The 26024-nt window shown below is 39.1% G+C and carries 3 protein-coding genes; 2 read left to right on the plus strand and 1 reads right to left on the minus strand.

The genetic code is table 11. From position 1 onward, the window contains the following. Window positions 1-56 precede the first annotated feature (56 nt). Window positions 57-359 carry a GIY-YIG nuclease family protein gene (locus AAOP42_RS08905; protein WP_349528144.1) on the plus strand — a complete coding sequence of 101 codons (303 nt, stop codon included), beginning with the start codon at window positions 57-59 and terminating at the stop codon, window positions 357-359. 189 nt (window positions 360-548) lie between these two features. Here AAOP42_RS08905 and AAOP42_RS08910 read toward each other — a convergent pair whose 3' ends face one another. Further along, a complete protein-coding gene (locus tag AAOP42_RS08910) occupies window positions 549-683 on the minus strand; it encodes a hypothetical protein (protein WP_349528145.1) in 135 nt (44 codons plus the stop codon). Window positions 684-1339: 656 nt separating this feature from the next. Between AAOP42_RS08910 and AAOP42_RS08915 the strand changes: the two genes are divergently transcribed. Next, complete coding sequence (locus AAOP42_RS08915; RefSeq protein WP_349528146.1) at window positions 1340-26002, plus strand: Calx-beta domain-containing protein; 24663 nt, start codon at window positions 1340-1342, stop codon at window positions 26000-26002. Window positions 26003-26024 lie beyond the last annotated feature (22 nt).

Here is a 26024-nt window from a genome sequence, read left to right on the forward strand (position 1 = left end):
TCAAATTCTCCTCATTTGACTTCAAAAATAGTGATTCAATTCTTACCTTTAATTCCATGTCCGTTTCGGTAAATTACTTTGTCTATATCATTACCAACAAGAACAATACAGTGTTGTACACCGGATTTACAGATGATTTGGAGAGGAGAACCTATGAACATAGAAACAAGATTCACAAAGGTTTTTCTTTGAAATACAATTGCTTCAAACTGGTGTATTTCGAGGAATTTAAAGAGATGGCAGATGCCCTTCATCGTGAAGTTCAGTTGAAAAAATACAGGAGAAAGTGGAAGGAAAACCTTATCAATGAGTTCAATCCAGATTGGAGGGACTTGTATGAGGATTTCGTTGTTGATTAATTCGTTCTTCCCCTGCCTGTTTCATCTGTCTTTTGCGGATCTTATCCTTCCTCAGACTTACCTCCTTTGCGGACTCCCTGACTGCCGTCCCAGGCAGTTGTTCCGCAATCTGTCTATTTTACAATGAGATGTCAGGGCTGGCAATATAAGAAAACCCGAAGGGACGCCGGAACAGGTCCGGCGAGGTGGTTACTCCCTTCCCGGATTTATCCGGGACTTCTTTCTTCCCAAAGCTGTTCTATTCTTTCTTCCTATACCTGTTTCATCTTTTCTTCTCAGACTCCTGCTGTCCAGGCAGTTGTTCTGCAATCTATCTTTTCCCAAACTGTCAATGCAAGAAAACTCCAAGGGACACCGGAATACCTGCCTGACGGCCGGCAGGAGTCCGGTGAGGTAGATACTCCGAAGTACCTCCCTTCGCGGACTCTGTTCTGCGATCTGTCTGTTTTCTCTGGTGTGCAGAGTTGACAATGTAAGAAAACCCGAAGGGACGCCGGAATACCTGCCTACGGGCAGTCAGGAGTCCGGCGAGGTGGTAATAGAAAGGAATCTACAATTTACGGATTCTCCCACAACGGTTCTGAAAAAGGTACTATTTCCATACCTGCATGCATGACCATGCAGATAAATCACATTACCCATATGAATTCATAGAAATAGTTCATTTTCATAACAATTAATGAAGTATTTGCTTATGCGAATATATATTTCTTCTTTAATTCAATTCTTGGGTTATCCTAAAAAATCCTCATTTTTTTTGAAAAAAAGTGACTTTTTTTTGCGGTGTTAACTGTAAATTATCCTGTTTAACAAACTATTAACTGAAATAATTTATCTTACTTGCTATCAGGTAGTTACGAAATGATGCAATTATTTCATGTATAATCTTTTAAGAAATAGTAGGATAATTCAGAGTGTGTCGTTAAGTTTACAATTGGATAAAAACCGTTTTATTGAAACACGAATACAACCGCCAACTTATGAAGACATCTAATACGCCTTTGACAGGGACTTCTTTCCCTATTAGTAGTATTCCTTCTGAAAAACTTAATTTCCTGACTCCATCAGGCCTGTCTTTGGGCAGTACTCCTGATTCGGGATATCCAAATAAAAAACTCAAAAAATCTTCTTACTCATTTACAACAACCATGAAAAATCTCATCGGTAAATCAACTGCCGTTAAGGCAATTCTGTTTTTATTTCTTTTCATTGGAATATCTGCCACTGGGTTTTCCCAAACAGTAACCTTAGATTTCAATGATGCTCCTAAGGATGCAGAAGGCAATACAGAATTAACTAATACAACTGTGCATTATGAAGACAACTATAAAATTACAACACTACAGGTCTTTTCTTCTGCTACTTTCCCTTTCATTCGCTTGAGTGATGCCCAAACAGCAACCATAGAGGAAGTCGTTGGAGGTATCCCTTCGGTGACCCTCACCTCATTGGTTGTAAGAAATACTAGTGGGGTGTCGGGCACTTTGACAATAGGTGGAGGAACCTATACTGTAGCTGGTACAGAAAATACTACAATTGATATTACTGATTTTATAGGCTCTCCTGATTGGGTTTTTGAATCAGGAGTGTTTACAATGGAATATAGTGGTGTGGGATCTTTGATTGAAGTTGATGATGTTATTGTTACAGAATTAACGGATGTTATACCTCCTACCATTACTAGCATCTCTCGAAGCATTCCTACTCAGGAATTTACTAATGTAGATGATGTAACATTTGAAGTTGTATTCAGTGAAGAAGTGACTTTTTCGGTGAGTAGTTTCACTTCTACTATTGGTGTCATCAATAGTGCTACGGGTACTGCTGGAATGACAGCCACTGTAAATGTAAATGGTATTGCGTCTGCTGATGCTGTTTTGAATTTGAGTGTTGTTTCGCAGAATGTTCATGACATAGCTCATAATACTATGACTGTCGCAGATGAAACAGGAGAGCAGACTTATACGATTGATAATACTGCACCTACCAATCAGAATGATGTTTTAACAGCCAGTATATCTGTCCAAGGTGGCGTTAGTGTTGGTATTACCGCAGGACTTGCTGTTGATGTCAATTGGCTGGCGCCATCTGGTACAACCGATTTTGTGGCTAGTGCTACTGTAACCACTGCCTCGGGCGATGCTACAAGCATAATAACACCTGCTGATGAAGGGGACTACCATCTATTTGTAATTGATGCTGCAGGCAATGTTTCTGTAGAATCTACTGCTGTTTTGGCAGTGGATAATACACCGCCAGCAGTAGCCATTGATCTGGTTGCGGGTTCTGACTCAGGATCATCAGACATTGATGATTACACCAATGATACAACCCCTACATTTAATATAACTGGTGAGAATTCTACTTCCGTTCAGATTGATTTGGTAGGTGTACCAGTAGCAGCAACAACAACGGTACAATCTGGCGTAGCATTGGATGCAACCTTCGATGGCGATGCGGATTTAACTACAACAATTACCCTTGATGGTGATGGTGTATATACCTTCTCTGTGACCTCTACTGATGCTGCTGGGAATATTGGCGTAGCTGGTATGACTATCACATTGGATACGGCTAAACCAACATTCGATTCGCCAGCTGTAACACTCAACGATGACAATGTTGGTGGAACGAGTCCTGAGATTATTACACCAGCAAACGAAACCGCTATTGACTTAGCTATAAACGGAGCTAATAATGATGGCGGTAGCGCATATATATATAGTTTTTCTATTGATGATGATAGCAATGGGGCGACTAGTCCTGTATCTATGACTGGTACAGTAAGTGCTACGCTGAGTAATGCTACTTTAGGTAGTCCCGGGGAAATAATAAATGTTTCAGGATTAGATGATGGAATACTTACTGTTAGTGTAACTTTAACCGATCAGGCTGGTAACATTTCAGACGTAGCAACAGACACAGAAACAAAAGACACTACTGCTCCAGCATTGGTTGGCAGCATACCAAATGTTTCTGAATTGGTAAATGCTCCAGATGTTGAGATTGACTTATATGCTTATTTTGAGGATAATATCGATGCAGATGCAGACCTTTCATATACATTATTGACAGGGAATAGTTATGATGTATTTTCTGCGAGTATTACTGCCAACACCCTGACCATAGATTTTGATGAGACTGGTACAACAATGGCTAACACGGTCACAGTGCAAGCAGAAGATATTGCAGGAAATACAAGTACACAGACTTTCCATGTGACGGTAACGGGTGCTGTAGTTGAATTTGATATCACTATTGATTCAGAAACAGTAGCGGAAAATAGTGGCACTACAAGAACATTTACCATAACAAGAACTGGAGAGGTTTATCAGGTAAGTTCTTTGACTTATACCTTATCCGGAGAGGCTGCTAATCTGGACGATTTACAAAATATAGTCAACTCTGGTGGTACCAATGGATTGATCACAGGATTGATCACATTTCAGCCAGAAGAAAACACACATACCCTTAAATTTGAAGCGGTAGAAGATATGTTGGTAGAAGGAGATGAGCTATTGACGATGACAATATCTGATGGTGTTGTAGTTGATGGAGGTACTGCTACTATAGGTGATGCTGCGAATACCAAAACAATTGACGATCAGGATGCTACAATAATAGATGTTACCGATAATGCAACAGGTCTTGAGGATTCTGGTGAAGTTGTATTTATGGTAACGTTATCTACTCCTGTGGATGAAGAAGTAAATGCATTTATTAGTATTACTGATGTAGCTGGAGAAGCTTTAGGTGCACCTGGTGCATTTTCGGTGGGTGATGATTATCGAAAAGACAACCCTACAATTACATTTAATGCGGGTGAAACTTCTAAGGCGTTTACTGTGACCGTACAAATAGACGATTTGGTAGAAGATGACGAAGACTTTGACATAAAGGGTACTGCCATATTGGATGCGCTATCAGCTGGTTTTGGAGGAGATATGGCGATTTCTTTTGCCGCTGGATCCAATTTATCTAGGGCTAGCATAATTAATGATGACCAAGCCACAATTACTATTGATGGTCCTTTTAGCATAACGGAAAGTATAGGTGGACTAAACGTGCAAGCAAACTCTGTAACGTTTATAGCAACACTAAACGGTAATGTTGAGGAGTCTTTTGGCGTTTCTTGGACTACACTGGACGGTAATCAGCCTAATGATGCTCAAACGTCACTTGTTGATTATGTCGCTGACAATGGTATAATGACGTTTAATGGAGCAGATGGTGATACTGAAACAGTAATTATTCAATTTGGAAATGATAATACCGTTGAACGGGATGAAACATTTAAGTTTCTGCTTACGGGTCTTGATGGTACGGCACTGACTTTAGGTCAAAACGAGGCACTTGCTTTTGATTCAGATCCAACCGATGGAATGACAGTCACACACGCTGCTCCACTGATTTCAATTGTGACAATCGAGAATGATGATTTTGCAGAGCTATCGATATCGGCTCCTTCGGATGCTGCCGAAGCTGATGGTGTGAGTAATTTTAGTGTGAGCCTATCCAACCCAATAGATATTCCTATTACAGTTTCTTATTCATTTAACAACGAACTAGCGACTAATGGGGTGGATTATTCTGGAAGCAACGGAACTTTGACATGGGCTGCTGGTGATGAATCGGATAAAAATATTTCATTTACAGTGAACGATGATGATGTAGTTGAAAGAGATGAGGATTTTACTGTGGATCTCTATAACCTTATAAGAGATGAAAACAATGGTTCTCCCGAAGAAAGGACAGGTGTTGATATTGCAGACGTGAATTCGGATACTTACACGATTAACAATGATGATGAGGTGTTTGTTAAGATTTTTGCTGATTCTAATACATTTGCTGATTCTAGAACCGTAAATGAAACAAATACGGACTATGTTACTCAAATTAGGGTTCAGCTTTTTGATAAATTAGGAAATAATGTTGAAACCATAGATAACGACCTTATCGTGAGTTTGAATTCAGCCACTTTAAATACCATCCAAGCGGCTGGTAATGATTTTAGTATTCCTAGTTCAGTTACAATTGTAAAAGGAAATTCTGAGACGGTATTTGATATTACTATTAAGGGCGATGAAATCGTAGAAAGAGATGAAGATTTTACCGTTACAATAGCAAGTGTAGCGGTGGTTGACGCAGGTAGTATAACCATAGCGGAATATACAGCTGATGATGAGGTAGTGATTGACGCTACTAATAATGAAGCTACTGTTACCATCGATAACGATGATGTGACGGTACTTTCTATCACTACTATCAACCAGATAAGTACAGCGGAAGCAAATACATTAACCTTCCAAGTGGTATCTTCCCTAGAAGTAGATGCCGATTATGATATAGAATTTACAGTTGTAATTCCTACACGTACAGACGGTAGTGAAATTGAGACGAATGATTATACTGTTCAGGCTTCTCAAAGGGCTGGTGGTTTTGCTACAGGCACTACACTACAGTTTAGCGAGTTGGCTGGAAAAAATGAAACACTTCAAATTCAGATTTTACCTACTGATGATAGTCTGGTAGAATTGGATGAAGACTTTAGTATAGCATTGACTGATCCTGATGGAGGATCTTCAGCAGTAGTTGAAGATGGTAGAGATGCGGACTTGTCCGTAAGCAGTATGACTGGTACGGGTACCATATTTAATGATGATGCAGCTGAAATATCTGTTGATGATCTGGTTTCAGTAGATGAGGGAGATGTTTCTGGTGATGATACTCAGGTAACTTTTACCATTACAATGGACAATCCTGCGGATGTTGATACTTATATTCCGGTAAGTTTTACCAATGAATCAGGTTCAATAGTTTCACTAAATGACTATACAGCACCAGGTTCTATGACAGTTACCTTCACAGGTACAAATGACAACACTACAGTAGGGCCTTTGACTCAGACATTTACAGTATCTATAGATGAAGACATACAGGTAGAGGAAGACGAAATTTTAGAAATCACTTTAGGTACACCCGCCGGAACTGGTGTAGCAGCTAGAGAAATATCAATTGGAGCAGGTGATATTAGTGCAGCTAGTGTTACCATTGATAATGATGATACTGCTGTTTTCTCAATGACAACAACCTTTGCATCGACTGTGGGTGAAGAAGGTATAGGAAAAGATACCGATAGCCCTTCTAAAGATGCTTCTACAGAGATTACTTATACCATTGAGTTAAGAGATGTAGACAGTGGGGCATTGACTTCAGTTGATGAGCCAGTGACAGTTGACGTTACTTTTGATTTGTCGGCATTATCAACTTCTACAGATTACAACGCTTCAAATGCATTTGAGATAAACGGAGTAACTGTTACTTCTGGAAATTATACTTATGACGCTGGTGCTGGTACATATACTATGAGTGTGACTTTCTCAGCAAATAGTCAGACGGTTGATGTATCATTTACCTATTTGGATGATGAATTAGTTGAAAGCAATCTTGGAGAAGCGTTCTCTGTGTCATTGACAGCCTTGTATGAAGATATTAATCCTAGTCAGGCTACTCCGGCTCTGGATATTAATACTGATCCAATTGAAATAAATATTATTGAAACAGATGTTGCAACCATCAGTCTTTCTCAAATTTCTGGATCTGACACAGATGGTGTATATAATGAAGGCGCAAGTGGTTCCACCACAGTTACTTATAGAGTGAAAACAGATAAGGACATAGATACCGGAATCAGTGTTGATTGGACTATTACTGCCAACACGGCTAAAGAGAGTGGAGTATTTGGTGATACTGACTATAGTGCAGACGACAATGGTACACTTAACAACATAGACTCTAAAGCTGATACTTATACATTTGACTTAAGTATTTTAGGAGACGATATTTTAGAAGCCGATGAAATAATTGACATAGCGTTGACTGGAATCAGCAATGCAACAAATAGAAATATAGTATGGACTGGTGATGTAGACCCAGCAACTGAATCCCTTACTACAACTACTGAAATACACAATGATGATGATTCAGAATTGAATATCATCTTAGCAAGTTATAACGGAAATGAAAATAGCGGCCCGATAGCGATGACCTTTACATTATCCCATCCAGTTGATTTGGATGTAGAGGTTAGTTTGATAGATAGCCCGGGCACTGCTACTTTTAATAATGATTATACTTATGCCAATACCATCACTATCACTGCTGGTATGACCACTTATGGGGTGAATGTTGTTTCACCGATGACGGATACCATTGTTGAGCGTGATGAGACTCTTGGTATAATTGCTAACGGGTTGACTGTTATGGACAATAGTTACCTGAATGATGTTGATGGCTTTACGTTAGAAATAGGCTCAGCCGATGCTGCTTCTATTACAATTAACAACGATGACGAAACGATCATTACCATCACGCAACCTGCACCAAACAATATGGCTGAAGGAGATGGTACAAACACAATGGATTTTGTTGTGAATTCTTCGCTAGAGGTTGATGCTTCTTTCCTTGTAACGTTCTCTGTGAATGGAATAAATGGAGACTCTTCTACTGATGGAGGAGCTAATAATTATGATTTCGATATATCATTTGATAACAATGAAACTGAAGCTGGTTCACTTACTATAATGACAGTGCAGTTTGATGCATTCTCTACTGCTTCTCAGACTGTGACTGTTACGGCATTAGACGATAACATTGTTGAATTAGATGAGCATTTCAAAATAGAACTTACAGCTTTAGATGTTGATGTGTTCCAAGACGGAAGATTAAGTTCTTTTGGTGCAAACTCTGCTACGGGTGTTATAGATAATGATGACGAGGCTTACTTTGTGATCAATGATGACATTGAGGCTATTGAGGGTAATAATCTGGTTTATAAAGTATCGATAATAGATGAAGACAGCAATGAGGCAAGGATAGACGTGACAGGTACTTCTGGTGATTTGGAAGTAGTAGTAAATTTCAGTATTGGAGGAGGATCTATGGATCCTATTGATGCGATGAGTGACATTGGTGCTATGACAGGAACACTGTCATTTGGTGTAGATGATGATAACGTTACTGCTTCATCTGAAACATTGACAATTGGAACTCTTGACAACCTAGTGGGTGGTCGTGAATTGGTTGAGGCTGATGAATCTGTTGTGATCACCCTGGATTCCTATGATATGTTGAATATCTCTGTGGATGGATATACTGATATAACAGGGACTGCCGCAGATGCTGAGGGTGATGGGGTTATTTATAACGATGATGATTTGGAGTTCAGTTTTACTTCTGTAGCTGATGTCAATAAATTGGAAACTACGTTAGGACATGATTATACAATTGACATATCAAACCCTGTAAGTAATACTGTAACTGTGAGCATATTCTTTACTTCTGAAGAAACTGCTCCAGGTGTAAATGATGATGTTGAGACAGATGGTACGGATTATAATATTACAGGTCCTTCTAATCTTAATTTTGATGTAGCAGGGTCAGCTGCTATGACCAAAACAATCACTTTTGGAGCATTTGGTGCATTGCAAGAAACTTATACCTTCGGATGGATCTCTGATCCTAATACTGTAGAACCAGATGAATCATTCGATCTGACTTTAAATTCATTTGATGCTGATTGGGTTGGTAGTGGATCTAATACTAATCCGGTAACGATTTCCGGTTCTAGCAATACGGTGAATACTACAATAATAGAAGCTAATACAGCTACCTTCTCCATTTCTTCTGATGTTGCTGCGAATAGCATAACGGAAGGTGACACAGGGGATAACCCTGTAGTAACATTTACTGTTTCTATAGATAAGAATCTGGAAAATCCGATTGATATTCGATATTCTATCGACGATTACTCTATGTCTGTAAAAGACGCAACAGCCCAATCTAACACAAGTGCTGCTGTTGGGGATGATGATTATGATCCTGACTATAATCCCGATGGATTCTCTGTAGGTTTATTGGAAGACTTAAGTTCAATGACTCCTACAGTTGCACATCAGTTTACCATTACTATTAATGGAGACAATGTGGTAGAGCTTGACGAGCATTTTATTAGCTCTATCTCTTTCACAGAGTTGATGGGAAGTACCGGATACCAAAATGTCGTGATTAGTGAGGCTCCCGGAGACAATGATATTGTGACCAAGATTCTTAACGATGATAATGCTGTTGTAATTATCGAAAAAGGTGCAGAAGATGTAGCTACTGATGGTAGTGTGAGTGAAGGAAATCCGGATTTGGATGCAGACTTCCTGGTGAAATTTGATCCTACTTATGATGTGCTTGTAGATGTTCCTGTAGTATTGAATTTCAAAACTCGTGACGGAGGTATTTCAAGGGATTTCGAAATTGAATTCAGTCAACCTGACAACAATGCCAAATCAACTAACGATGGTGTTGGACGTAATGACTTTGTAACCGTTGATAATACCTTGACGATTAACTCCGGGTCTTCCAGTGTTAGTCAAACGGTAACGATCAATGATGACGAGGTAGTTGAATTGCAACAACGTTATGAGGTGGTAGTGATACCTGAAGGTGTATTTGCAATGACCCGTACTGTTGACATCAACCATATTGGGGGAAATACCGAAACTACAGCAGTAGGTACTATAGGGGACGATGACAATGCTACTATTTCCATTACTGCCGATGTGGCATCTGTGGTTGAAGGAAACACAGGAACCTCTAACTACGGATTTACAATCGTTTCTGATCATGAAGTAGAGATTGCCGCTGGCTATACAGTTGATTACGATCTGGTTGAAGGTACAGCAACTGATGTAGTGACGGTCAACAGTTTTGACGATGACTTTGATCCGGAAGGACCTCAGGTGATTTCATTTACCGGAGAGTTCAATGCCATTTCACAGGAAAGCCAAACTATAGATGTGTTGATCAATGGGGATTTGGATGTGGAATTGTTGAATGAAGAATTTGGTGTACAATTGACTACTATTGAGCCTAATTCAGGTTTATGGACTGGTAAAATCTCTCTTGATACAGATGGTGGAGATCAGGATTCTGGTACTATCATCGATAATGATGAAGCAATCATTAGTGTAATTACAGTTGAAAACCCTGTGGTGGAAGGAACCCTTTCAGTAAATAATGCAGTATTTAATGTAAGTATGTCCGCAAAAGTTGATCAGGATATTAATATCCCTTATGTGTTTCAATCTGGTTCAGCAGTTGAGGTGATTGATTGGGGTGCTACAAATCCTGTTTCCGGGGACTTACTGTACAGTCCTGGAGAACAAGGTGTGAAACAAGTTGTATTGGATATAGTAAATGACGATTTGGTCGAAGATGATGAAGTATTCAGGTTCAAACTTAGAAAGATTGAGGATGGAGGCGACCATTTGACTACCAGAAATGTAAGTTTTACAGGAGGGGCATCTGAATTGACTGATGATGTTACTATAGAAGATGATGATGTTGCCTATGTACTCCTTGAGGCGGATAAGTCCTTCAACGAAGGAAACGGCAGCAACACCATTACTTTTGAGGTAAGGCTTGAAGGGGTTGTGGACAAAGCTTTCACAGTGTCCTATTTTACAGAAGATGGGTTTGATCTAAATGGAAATACAGCATCACCAAATGCTGCATTGGTTGCAGGATCGAATAGTTTCGGTGGTGATGATTATGAGTCAACAAGTAACAAAGTGACTTTTGATGCCAATTCAAGAAATCAGGTCAATACAATTACTATCACCATTAATGGCGACCAGGTAGTTGAGATGGATGAATTCTTTGAAGTTACATTGGACAACAATGGTATAGGTGATACTTCATCACCGTTCCCGAAAACATCGTCTGATCCGACTTCAGAGATATTTGGATATAATATCCAATATTACGATGGAGGAGAACTCGGACAGGCTGGAATTACCCATACTGCCAATGTACTGAATGATGATGTGGCGGAGATAATACTGACCCATATCAATGGGAGCAATGATTTTGAAATTAACGAGCCGGATAATTTTAATTCTGGTACTGACATGAATTTCCAGGTGTCTATTGTGGGGGCAGGCACTTCAACGGTATCAGGTGTAGATGTACCGGTAAGTGTTGATTTTTCAACAATTCTTTTAGGTGGTTTTAATGCGGCTGAAGCGGCTGATTTCACTTCTACACCAAATAATGTGATTACCTTCCCGGCTGGCCCTACATCTGGTATCCAGCGAGTTGTTTCTATAGCCGATGATTTTGTTGTGGAACTTGACGAAATATTTGACATAACCATAGATAATTTGTCTGCTGGTAATCGTGCGATTACACTCGAAGATGAGGACTTAGGGGCTACTCCTAATGCCATTACCAAAACCAGTACTATTACCAATGATGATAAGGTGTTTGTTGAAATTTCGATTGACCCTATTTCATTTGACGAAGGCAGTGGCGGTGGAGCCAACACCCGCACCTTTACCATAACATTGGTTGATCAAGGTAATAATAATTCCCCGCTACATTTGGATGATGTTGAACAAATAGATAGGGATCTGTTAATTGATATTGAGGATATTACCAGTGCTCTGTCAGGAGCTAAGGCAAGCTTCTCGGTAGATTATAACATTGATGCCGATTCTAATACCAATCCTATTATTATATCTAAGAATACTACTACTACGACATTTGAGTTGTACGTAGTGGGTGATGATATAGTGGAGAGGGCTGAAAGCCTGGCATTGAATATTGAAGATTTGATTGTTGGGGATTGGAACGGTACGGACTTTGACAATGTATTTTTAGCTTACAATGAGGATGTAGAGGCTAGTACAACTTCGGGTAGTGCTACGTTCACAATCAACAATGATGATATTACCCAATTGTCAATAACCACAGCTAGCAGCACTGGTAATGAAGGTGATGTTTCAGGTGATAATACCGTACTGACATTCTATGTCTCAAGTTCTAATGCGGTCGATACTAATTTTGACTTGGATTTCGAGATTTTAACAACTGAAAACGTACTGGGCGTTACCGCTGATGATACCGCTGAAGATGCAGATTTCGACGACTTATTTGGTACAGTTTCTTTCATGGGTAATGTTGGGGAAGTGCAGGTGTTGACTGTAACTATCAACGAAGAGAACATTGTAGAGTTGAATGAGGAATTTGGAGTAGAATTGTCATTGGGAGATATGACATTTGATGCCAATACAGTTAATCCTATGAGTACTGGCAGGATGGCTGTTTTCACTAAGAAGACTGAAAATGGTGTAATAGTGAACGATGACACGGCCATCATTACAATAGATGATCCGGTAGCTGTTACCGAGGGTACAGGAGCAGGTACAACTAATTTAGTTTATACCGTATCCATAGATAATCCGGTAGATGATGCCTTTACTGTACCTTTTACCATTATGGACGATGGCACATTAGGTACAGTTGATTCTGATGACTATGGTGATATATTATCGACAGGTGGAACAAACAGTTTTGTGGTTGACTATCCTTTGGTCGGTACTACAACCAGTGTTGCTTCCCAGACTATTACAATTACAGTAGAAAGAGATAATATAGTAGAACCGGATGAAACCGTTGTAGCAACCCTTACTCCGGTAATGGATGCTGACGATAGAAGCATAATTCTTACAGCCGCTGATGCCCCTGTTGCACAGGGTACATCTACTATCTTGAACGATGATACGGCTGAGTTTACAATAGCTGTCGATGGTTCTGATTCAGTAAATGAAGGAACTAATGATGACAACTCAGGAGTTGATGTTACTTATACTATTACGCTTTCTAGTCCGGCGAATGCACCTATAAGTGTAGATATTGCTCATCAATTAGATACTGGAAGTGGAATGTTGGCTAATGGTCAGATGGTTGGAGGTACAACCTATAATGATTTCAATATCAATACTGCTTTTGATGGAAGTAATGATGCTACCACGCAGATTGATTTTGCTGCTGGTGTGACTTCTATGTCTTATACTTTCACATTCCTTGATGATGCATTGGTAGAATTGGATGAAGATTTCGTTACAGGTATAAACAACTTGAATGTAAGTGCATACGCTGGTCAGACGTTTGATAATGGTTTATCGAATGCATTGACTGTAAGTACAGTAACTAATGATGTGGTAGTAACTATTGTTGACCCTGATGAAGCTGTATTAAGCGCTGCGAGAGTGGTTGATGGTTTGGTTAACGAAGGTGATGCTGATCCATTTACTGACGATATTCAGTTTGAAATTGTCGTTTCTAAAGATATAGATCCTACTTTGAGTGTTACAGTGGATTACACCACGTTTGATGTAGGGCCGTCAACTCAGGAAACCGCAGCTGCTACCGCTGGATCAGACTATACCGCAGTTAGCGGAAATACAGGGACTCTTGTGAGTACTACTGATTTGACTTATGTAGTTGATATTGATGTTGCAACAGATGATGTCGTTGAACGTGATGAAGAATTTGGGTTTAGAATTGAAAACCTTGTAAAAGACGGAGCACCTGGAGAACTTGGGGTATCTATATCCTCTACAGAATATGAAACTACAGGAAAGATAGAGAATGATGATGCGGTGTTTGCTACGCTTTCTTCGGTAGCAACTGTAACTGAAGATTTAGAAGGTGTTGCTGCATTTACCATAACATTTACCGATCAAAATGGTGGAAGTGTAACTACTGTTGATGAAAATGTAGTATTTGGTGTTGTTGCTGACTATGGAACTTCAGATATGGCTGTTGAGGGTAATACCTCTACTTTTGGTGATTTTACAATAGATGGGTATGCGTTTATCGAAGCAGGTCAATCTACTGGTACATTCTATGCTAATATCAACAGTGATCTTGTTGTTGAGCGGGATGAATATTTTACACTTACAATAGCCAAAGAATTATATGGTGAGCCTGCGGTAATTGCTACAGTACAAAGCGAGGCTGATTTTGCCACGACTTATGGAGACGGATCTGGTTTTGATCCAAGTGCATATGTTGTTGCCTTTGGAATGCCGGAATATACCATGACAGAGTCAGTGGCTGTTACTGACGATATTTCTTCAAGTAGTACTACTATAGATAATGATGATAATACAGAATTCACTTTGACAGTCATTGGAGACGGTGCAGAGCAAGAAGATGATGGTGTGTCAACAAATGGTTCTATCACTTACGAACTGACTTCCAGTTTACAAGTTGATGAGGCTTATGATGTAGAATTTTCTATAAATACAGTAGGTATTACTGAAGATGCTGCTGAAATGAATGACTATGAAACTTATGGAGCTGTATTTAGTTTTGATGCATTCAGTGGTACTGAATCCGCACAAACTGCTACTGTAACTATTGACTTGATTTATGATAATATTGTCGAGTTAGACGAAGAGTTTACTGTAAATGTGGCTGACGCTGACGTGGATTCTGAAACTTTCGATGGTGTGAATGGTAGATTATTTACTATTGCCGGAAGCAATATCACAGCTCAGGGAATCATTGAAAATAATGATGAAGCTATTATTACAATAGTGCCATTGGGCAATACTTCTGAGAGTGCTTCACAAAACTTCACCATCAATATTTCTAATCCGGTGGATGCTTCATTTACGGTGGATTATGCATTAACAAATGATGGTACTTTGGGAACTGTAGATTCAGATGACTATTCTGCAGCAAACACTGGTACGCTTACCTATAATATTTCACCTACAATTACTTCGATAGCATCACAAACCGTAACGGTGGGTGTTATTGACGATTCTGTTGTAGAACCTGATGAAATGATTGAAATTACGTTGGCTACAATTACAGATGCTGGCGATAGAAATATCTCTTTCGGTACTGCAGGAGCTGGTACGAGCACTCCATTAACGGAGGACTATAATGTTGAAAACAATGACGAGGCAATTTTCACCTTAAACGTGGATGCTGAACCTGCTGGTGGAAGTAAGACAATAGCAGAGGGTAACACCAATGTGAAATTTACAGTGACCTCTTCTAAAGATTTCAATGCTGATGTGAAAATTGACCTTGATTTTGATTTGTCAGATTTAGAAAGTAGTGTTCAAAATCCTACTTACCCTGATTATAATGATGGACAATTAGACACTACTCCTTGGTTTACTTTTGGAAATGGTGCAGCTCAGTCGCAATCGTTTACTTTCACAGTAAATGAAGATGAATTGGTAGAATTAAACGAATGGTTTACTGTAACACTGTCTAACCTTGATTTGACTGCCTATGATGGTCTGTCATTTGGTGGTGCTCCTGGTGTTGCAAGTGATGACATCACAATACCATCAGGAACGGATGAGGTTACTGTAACAATAGATGATGATGATCAGGCTGTAATTAGTCTGGCTAAAGTTTCTGGATCTAGTATTTCTGAGGCAGATGCCGGAACTACAACTGTTGATTTTGAAATAGTAGTGTCGAATGATATAGATCCTGATATGGTTGTAACTGTGGATTACGCTACATCGCATGTGAGTACTGAAGGACCAGGCTCAAATGCTGGTGATAATGATTTCATAGAAATAGCATCTACGACTTCAGTTGAATTAGAAAGCAAAACACCATCTACTTATATCATACCTGTGACTATTAATGAAGATGATGTAGTTGAACTTGATGAGACATTCAATTTCACTATTAGTGGATTGTCATTTGATAGTGGTCTTGATGTGGTACTTGGTTCAACCACTACATTGGCTGGTGAGATTGTAAATGATGATCAGACACAAGTAAGAATCAGTTCTACCGGAACTGTTGCTGAAACTGATGGAAATATTACATCAACTTTCACCTTGACACTTGATGATCAGGGAGCCAATAATGCCCGCTCAATTGATGAGGATTTATATGTATTCATTTCCGGTAGTGATTTCGACTTTGGAACGGGTTACCTAGCTACACAAGATGTGGATTATGAAATTGGTAGCAACAGCGTTGTGATTTTATCTGCTGGACAAACAACTAAAACATTTACTATAACAATAGTAGGGGATGATGTAGTAGAAAGAGATGAATTCTTAGAATTGACAATAGATGACATAGAAGTTGCTAATCCTGAAATCACCTCTTATACTGGCGATACAGATGTAGTAATCAATACTGTGGATAGCAACGATGTAGCAGGTTTGACAATTACCAATGATGATGAAACTACATTCTCATTGACAAATGCTTCAGGCCCTACTACTTCTGAGACCTATCCTAAACGTGATGAAAGTGGAACATTTACCTATACGGTAACCACAAGCAATGCAATAGAATCTTACAATGGAGAAACATTTGCGATTGGTTATACCATACTGAATGGTGGAGCTGCACAAATTAAATATAGAGATACTGAGGATGTGGAAGATTTTGCTACTCCTATGACGGGAACAATTACTTTCGATCCTAATCCTGGGATAAATGAGTTTGAGACTCAGGACGTAACCTTGGTAAATGAAACTTTGGTTGAATTGGATGAAGATTTCAGATTTAGAATTGATGAGATCGACGCACAATTGAATGAAAACGGAAGGATGGCACAATTCACATCAGGAGATTCATTCCGTGAATTCATTGGTATTATTGAAGATACTGATGTGGCTTATGTATCAGTGGTTGTTCAGGGTGATTCAGAGAAGTTTGAGACAGACTTGGGAGAAGATGATGAACTTGTATTTGATGTAACATTGAGTGCACCAGTAGATGATCAGGTAAGTGTAACATTCTCTTCCCTAGATGGATTCATTGCTGAACCAGGTGAAGATGCCACAACTGGTGACGGTGACTACATTTCTAATACTGGTACTGCTACTTTCGATGCAAGAACAACGGCTTCTCAGACTATTACTATTCCAATTATTGGAGACTATAAAGTTGAAGACAATGAGAAAGTGGGTGTATTGATTGAGAATCTAAAAGTTGATGATGTATTGGTAGATGTTACCAGCCTATGGGTTGAAGAGGTGTCTATTATGACTGCAACTACTGAAGGTACTATTTTGAATGATGATGCTGCCGTTGTTGTAATTCGGGATGCTGGTGATGGTGGACTTGGAAGTAATGGCTTTGAAGGCGACACTGATACTGCTGCAGGCAAATCGGTCTTTAAGGTATTTTTATATGATGCATCTGATCTTGCAGAGACGATTCCAATCTATACTCCTGTGAGTGTGGATAGAGCACTCACAATACAATATATAACTGTGGATGGCACTAATGCTGTTGATGGTAATGCTTTGGACTTAGGAGCAGGTTCTAATATTGGAGCTAAGAATGATTTCGTCTCTACCAATGGTACGTTGACTTTCTCAGCTGAAATTGATGCTCCTCAAACTGTTAATGTTAACTACGTTGTGGATGATACACCTGAGAATGATGAAGTATTTTCTGCAGAACTACAAACAGTTACTCTTGCCATTACAGGAGGTGATACGAGAGCGGTATCCGTTGGTACTGGCACACATAGAATAGGTACTGGATATGTATTGAATGATGACAGGCCTAAATTCAGGGTGGATGTACCAACATCGGCTCCTGTAGGAAATGGTTTGGAGAACACTCGTGATGTAACCTTTAGAGTGTATCTGGATGGACCTATCATTGGTGCAAATACAGTAACTGTTGACTATGTAGTGTCGGGTGGTACGGCTATTGAATCTGTAGATTATGATGGTTCAGCTTCACCGCTTACTGGTACTTTAACATTTGCTTCAGGAAATACCTCACAGGATATAACTATTAATGTATTGAATGATGAAATTGGCGAAGGAAATGAAGACTTGTCCATTGCTATTTCTAATCCTTTAGCTTCTAATAAGGCAGAATTGAATGATGATCCTACTATGTTGGAAGCTACTGCTACGATAGTAGATGATGATGTGATTAATGTATCTGTTGCGACAAGTGCTGCCGTTATTGATGAAAGTGCTGGTACTTTAACATTTACTCTTTCAATAGATAAGGATATTACCGGTGGAGATGTTTCTTTCACTTACGATATATTGGGAGCACTTACTACAGGTAATACTACTACAGTGACCAGTGACTTTACGGTTACTGCTCTTACTGATGTGATCACTTTTGCTGATGGTTCATTGGCAGGAGCAACACAGACTGTTGTTGTCACTATTGTTGATGATGCTGTAGTAGAAGGGGATGAGTATATTTCAATGCAGCTTTCTGATTTGGCTACTACGATATCGGGAGTATCTGTTCCTACAGGGTTAACTTTCAGTGTGGATAAAGTGGAAACTGAGATTATTGATAATGATGCTGCTATAATTTCGATAGCAGACTTTTTAATAAACGAATCTACGGAAGAGGCAAATGTAGTTGTAACCACTTCTTCTCTAATAGACAGAGATGTTACTGTACAATTGACCACTTCTGAAATAAGTGTTACTGAAGCTGAAGATGCTGGTGTCGATTTTGCAACTACTAATGTATCAGTGGTTATTCCAGCTAATATGAGTACAGGTAGTCATATCATAGCCATTAATAATGACAATATTGTTGAAGGCGATGAAGATTTCAATATTGCAATAGGAACTCCCGGAGGTGCTGGAACTATGGACGGTGCGGATGTTACTGGTGGTACGAGCACAGCAGTAGTGACTATTGACGATGATGATATTTCTACAATATCTATAGCTGCTACTGCTTCTGTTAGTGAAGAAGTTGTTGGCGGAATTGTAAATGTTCCGGTAACACTTTCTAAAGCAGTTGATGTTGATATGAATATCACTGTAAATACTTTGGATGTTACTACAGATGGTGATGACTTTACTGCTCAGAGCAATACTGTTTATCCTATCACAGCAGGTACTACAAGTATTAATATTCCGGTTGTTATAACTAATACCAATTTGGTAGAGTTGAGCGAAACCTTTACAGTGTCTATTAGTAACCTTGATGTACCAAGTGGTATCATGGATAAAAATGTTTCTATTGCTGCTGCTACCTCTACTGTGACAATAACAGATACAGACCAAGCTATAATTACAATTGATGGGATCTCTGATACAGAAGAGAACTTGGGCGCAATGTCTCAGACAGTTACTATTACTATGAGTAATCCTGTTGATGCAGATGTATTGTTCTCTATGAGTACTGTAGAAGGTACTGCAAAAAGTACAGATGTAGGTGGGACTGAAGTTGTAGAAGGTGATTTCAACCTGATATCAGGTCAGGCAATTACCATTGATGCCAATGGTGGTCTTGCTCCAAATACTACAGTTTATGTTGTGGTGATTGATGACAATTTAGTAGAAACGGATGAATCATTCGGATTGAGGCTGGAAGGATTGACAGCTAGTGGAAGAAATGTAATATTCGCTGGAGCTGGCGCAAGTATTGATGCTACAGTATCTATTGACGAAACCGATAAGTCAACCATATCATTGGCTAATGTGACTCAAAGTGAATTACTAGGAACAATGAATTTTGATATTGTTATTACTAACCCAATTGATCAGCCAGTTTCGTTAACAGTTAACACCAGAGTTGTGACTGCCACACCTGGTTCAGATTATACGGCAATTTCTGATGCAACTTATACTATCCCTGCTGGAACTTTATCTGCTTCACTTGCTGATTTACCTGTTACTATTACTACAGACGAATTGGTAGAGGCTACTGAAAGTTTCACTCTGGAATTGAGTGGGCTGACTGTTGCTGCTGGTAGAGACGTGACATTGACAGGACTTGGTGCTACCTTGAATGCAACTGGTACTATTCTGGATAATGATGAAGCTCAAATTACCTTTTCTATAGCAGAGAACAACCCTGTTGGTACTGAGGGAATAGGTCAAACTATTGTTTTCGATATAGCAATGAGTAAAGCTGTAGATCAAACAGTTACTTTTGATTATCAAACCGATTTCAATGCCAATGCAATGGCTGGATTTGATGCAGAAAACAAAAGCAGCCAATTGACCTTTGGAGCTGGTAATAACTCTGGCAAAACAGTAACGGTTAATCTGGTTAACAATGACATAGTAGAAGGAGACGAATTCTTCGACCTGTTGTTGTCTAATCTGGCTATTCCAACTGGTAGAAATGTATATTTCTACGACGTGGATGCAATGACAACTACAACGGAATTGAGTTCTACAGCTACTATTCATGATGACGATATAGCAACTATTAGTATAGCAGATAAAGCAGTAACAGAAGATGTTGATGCAAATGCAGTATTGACATTGACTAGTGATAAACAAATCGATAAAGCAATAGTTATTGATGTAGCATTATCAGATGTAACTGCTAATGATGGTACTGACTATGATGCTACTGGAATATCAAGTGCTAATTTGAATGCGCTGAGTTTGACGACTACCTTATCTGTTCCTATTCTAGGAGGAGATATAGTGGAAGGTACTGAGACATTTGATGTTACGATAAGTGACATGGCCAATTCGTTGACTTTAGATGGATATAATATACTTATTGCTGGTGCGACTGATAATGTTGGAGTTGTTACTATCAGTGACAATGATGTTACGACACTTTCTATTGCTGACAATAGCATCTCTGAAGATGGTGGAAGTATGATCATAACAGTTTCTACTGTGAAAGCATTTGATTCGGATGTTGCTGTGGATATTGATTTCGCTGATGTGTCAACAATTGCTGATGATTTCACTCATACATCTGGCACAATTCAAATAAATGAAGGAGCATTCTCTGGTACAATCACAGTGGCTATTAATGATGATAGCATTGTTGACGGTACTGAAGAATTTACTGGAACAATAAGTGCACTGGATGTACTGACGCCTGTGGGAACTGATAATTATCAAGCGACTATTGATGATGCTTTGGGTGAGTTCACCATCTATGATGCTGGTGATCATGCAGACTTCAGTGTAACAGTGGATGGTACTGGTAGCTTCGTTGAAGGTAGTAACGTTACATTTACTGTAGTTAATGATGGCGATCAGGTAGATGAAAATGTAACAGTTTCATTTACTTATACCGACGGAACTGCTGAAGATGGTTCTGATTACACTGCGGTTGCAGATGTAGTGATAACAAAATTAACATCTTCCAAAACTTTAACTGTACCTACTCTTGAGACTTCTGGTCAACCAAATGGGGTACTGGTTGAGGATACTGAGGACTTTATGTTAGCCATTACTAGTTTGGATGTAGCCAATTTGGCTTCACATAGTGTGTCTATTGGTACTGTGAATGCAGCTACTGCTACAATTACTGATAACGATTCGGCTGAATTGGCTGTATCTGATGTGACTGTAGATGAAGATGCAGGTAATGTAACAGTTGAACTTACAACTACTAATGAAATCGACAATGATGTAACGATTGAAATTGACTATGCAGATATAGGATTGGCTGTCAATGGTGTGGATTACAGTGATGGGCCGACAAGCGTAACTATTATTGCAGGAGATTTAAGTGCAGATATCATTATCCCGATTATTGATAATGATATGGTAGTTGAAGCCGATGAGACATTTGGCGTATCAGCAAACACTATAACTATTGCCAGTGCTGGTGATAATATGGTGTCGGTTGGAACTGCCAATGCAGTGGTGACTATAGAAGATGCTGATGCTACTACTATTTCGGTATTGGCGGCAACTGTTGATGAGGCGGATGGTACAATATCAGTTCAGGTAGAAACCGACAATGGTTACACATTTGACAAGGAAGTAACAGTGGCTGTTGATTTAACACATGTATCAACTGTTGCGGCTGACTTTACTGACTTTGTTACAACAGAAACAATCTCTATTGCAGAAGGTGCAAGTTCAGGTAGTATTACATTTACAGTTGTGGATGATAATATTGTAGATGCGACGGAATCATTCACTGCCTTGATAAGCGACTTGTCAGTAGGAGTAGGCAATACTTCTCCTGATGACACTTATAATGCATCAATCAATGTGACAACTAACACAATGACCATTACAGATAATGATACAGCCGAATTTACATTAGCTGACGGTTCTGGAACTGAAGGTGGTACCGCATTGATGACCATCACAAGTAATCTTATGATTGATGAAGATGTAGAATTAACTTTCACATTTACTGATGGAGGAACATTGCAGGGAGCCTTTGAAGGAGATGACTATACAGTTATATCTGTTCCTGTTCAGTTGGATGCTATGTCTATGACGAAAACGTTCACTATTGATTTACCTGATACACCAGGTGTAAATGGTGAAGTAGTAGAAGGTACAGAGATGTTTACCGTTGATATAGATGCCATAGTATCAGTGACAATGGAAGACCATGATTTGATTGAAGACGATGGTACCGCTGTTGTTACAATTAATGACAATGATGCTACTACCGTTTCACTTGTAAGCAGTGTAGATAATACTACTGAGGAAGGTGATGCGATGACCTTTACAATTGAATCTGCTTTAGAATTTGATAAAGACGTTACCGTACTTATAAATACAACGGATAATACAGCTTTAGCTGGTTCTACAAATGATTTCACGGCCTTGACTGGTACAATTATTACCATTCCGGCAGGTACTAAAGAAGGAGTTAAAACTACTTCGACAATTGAAAATACAATTGTTGAAGGTACAGAAGACTTCTCTGCAAGCATTAGTGGTTTGTCAGTTGGGTCTGGTGATGGATATGATGCTGCTATTAATGTAGCTGCAGCTACTGCGACTTATACCATTACTGATGATGATGCTACTACTATTTCTATTGTTGGAGCTACATTGTCTGAGGATGGAGGTAGTATGAATATCGGAATTAAGTCTGATTCAGGATTGAAGTTTGATAAAGATGTAACGGTTACAGTGTCCATTACGGCTGGTAGTGCCACTGCTGCTGATTACGGTACGTTATCTAGTACTACTATAGTATTACCGATGACTTCAACAACAGGTACTGTTACGTTACCAATCGTTGATGACCTGATTGTAGATGGTGATGAAACATTCACTGCTAAGATTACAAACTTGTCTGTTGGTTCTGGTGATGGATATGATGCAGCTATTAGTGCTAACAATGTAGCAGAGTACACAATTACTGACAATGATGAAGCGATATTTACTGTGTCTGCTTCTAAATCGGCTAATGAGGGTAATGTAACTGCTGACAACAGTGTCATTGAATTTACAGTGACTTTGGATAATATGGTAGATGAAGACCTGACGTTAGATTACAGTACAATTGCTGGAACAGCGTTGGCTTCTTCAGATTTCGTCGCAGTAACTGCTGGTTCATTAACTTTCGATGCGTTGATGGCTAATAATTCACAGACTGTAACAATCCAGTTGGTTGAAGATAAAACGGTTGAGGCTAATGAATCATTTAGTGTTGAAATTGGTGGTTTGGTTGTTCCTGACAATACTTACGCTGTTTCATTACAAAATGGTGGGACTGTCGTGACGTCAGTAACCAGAGTTGGAACTATTACCAATGATGATCAGGCGGTCATATCTATTGCAGATGTAAGTGTTGAAGAAGCTACTGGTATTGTTACTATTAGCATTACAATGGACAATCCTGTTGACGAAGCTGTTACCATTACTGGTAATACAAGACAAAGTACTGCGAAGAATACTGTCGATTATGTTCAGATTGCAGGATCGGCCTATATTTTTGATGCTGGCGATAAGTTCACTAATTCTACAATAACAATTGAAATCAAAGATGATAACTTAGTTGAAGCAACTGAAGAGTTCGAATTAGAGTTGAGTGATATCGTTGCAGGTGGTAAGAATGTTGTATTTAGCAGTGGTGGAGCTACTGTATCAGGTGTGGTTACCATTACTGATTTGGATGCTGCAACAGTCAGTATTTCTGATGAGACACTTTCTGAAGATGGAGGTAGCATGATATTTACGGTTCAATTAAGTGATCCGGTAGATGAACCTTTGATTGTGACAGCAAATACTGCTAATGGTACTGCAATGGTTGCTCAAGATTATACAGGCATAGTAAACCAACAAATAGTATTTGGAGCTGGAAGCAATACCGATAAGACGGTTACTGTACCTATTGTAAATAATGCAATAGTTGAAGCAACTGAAACATTTGAACTGATACTATCGAACATTACTGTAGCTGTAGGAAGAAACGTAACATTCGTTAGTGGTAATTCTAGTACTACTGAAACGGGAGTAGGTACTATTACAGATGAAGATGAAGCATTTGTAAGTATAACTGATGTTGAAATGGATGAAGGTGACACTGGCACTAAGACTTATACTTTTAATGTAACGCTTAATGGAGCGGTTGATCAAAATGTAACTCTTGATTATGCTACAAGTGATGGTACGGCAACAGTTGACGATAATGATTATGTATCTACTAGTGGAAGTTTGAATTTCAGTGGAGCTAATGGTCAGGTACTGCCTGTTATGGTAATTACCAATGGAGATTTAATAGTTGAAGAAGATGAAATATTCAACGTAACCTTAAGCACACTAGACGCTGGTGGTAAAAACGTTTCTTTTTCTAAAGGAACTGGTATAGGCACACTTACCAATACTGACAAGCGTCCTGTGGTTAATCCTGACATTGTAATCAGTGTAAGTGAAGCTGCCGATATAACTACCATGTTATCTCCTGCTATTACTGCTACTGATCTTAAAGGAACACCTGTATGGTCTATTGTTTCTATAACAGCTGTTAATAGCTCAGGAAATACTGTTACTACCGGATTGGATGGAGTGTTCACTATTGGATCCGGAGATGGTGTAATTTCCGTAGGTGAAGCTTTGGATAGAGAAACTATAGCACAATATACTGTATCTGTTCAGGTTACTGATGGATTAAATACTAGTGCAGAAGAAAATGTTACTATTAATGTTACTGATGTAAATGATAATGCTCCGGTTGTTGATGCTCTTACATTTACGCTTAGTGATGATGCAGCAATAGGTCATTCAATCGGTTCAATAACTGCAACTGATGCTGATTTAAATCCCGGATTTACAAGCTGGCTGATTACCAGTGGCAATGTTGACGATGTGTTTACATTAAATTCCTTAACAGGAGAGTTGACGGTAGCAGATAACAGTAATCTTGATTTTGATACCACACCATCTTATGATTTGTCCATAACAGTATCTGATGGAACTTTCGTAAGTGCTGCGCAAGTGATTAAAATTACTATTATTGACACTAATGATGCACCTACTGCCATTACATTGACTGATTCTGATGATGAAGATGCTGACGTTTCTAATGTAGATATATTTGAATCAGTGAGTGTAGGTACCCTTATTGGATTCTTTACAGCTACTGACGCTGATGCAGGAGACAGTCATACTTATTCACTTGTAGGTGGAGTTGGAAGTGATCAAAATGGTTTGTTTGACATTACCAATAACGAATTGTTCACTAAAGAACTTCTTGATTTTGAAGAAACTCCTGTAGCTTCTATAAGGGTAAGAACTGATGATGGCAAAGGAGGAACTTTTGAGCAGACATTTATAATTACCTTGATTCAGGATGTAACCTTGGATATTATCTTCGCTAACACCATTACTCCTAATGGTGATGGGAAAAATGAGAAGTGGATTATAGAGAATATTTCAGCTCATCCTGAAGCAGAAGTTACTATTACAGATGTTCATAAGAGTATTATCTTTAGTAGCGTAGGTTATAGTGTTCCTTTTGATGGGACTTTCGATGGAAGGCCACTGCCAACTGGAGCTTATCCTTTTACTATAAAACTGAGTACAGGGGAGACGAAAGGGATTCTACATATATTACGACTTAAAAATAATTAATTTAATAGCGCATAAAACACCA

The organism is Reichenbachiella sp. MALMAid0571, assembly GCF_040151475.1.
GTDB lineage: Bacteria > Bacteroidota > Bacteroidia > Cytophagales > Cyclobacteriaceae > CAXBNB01.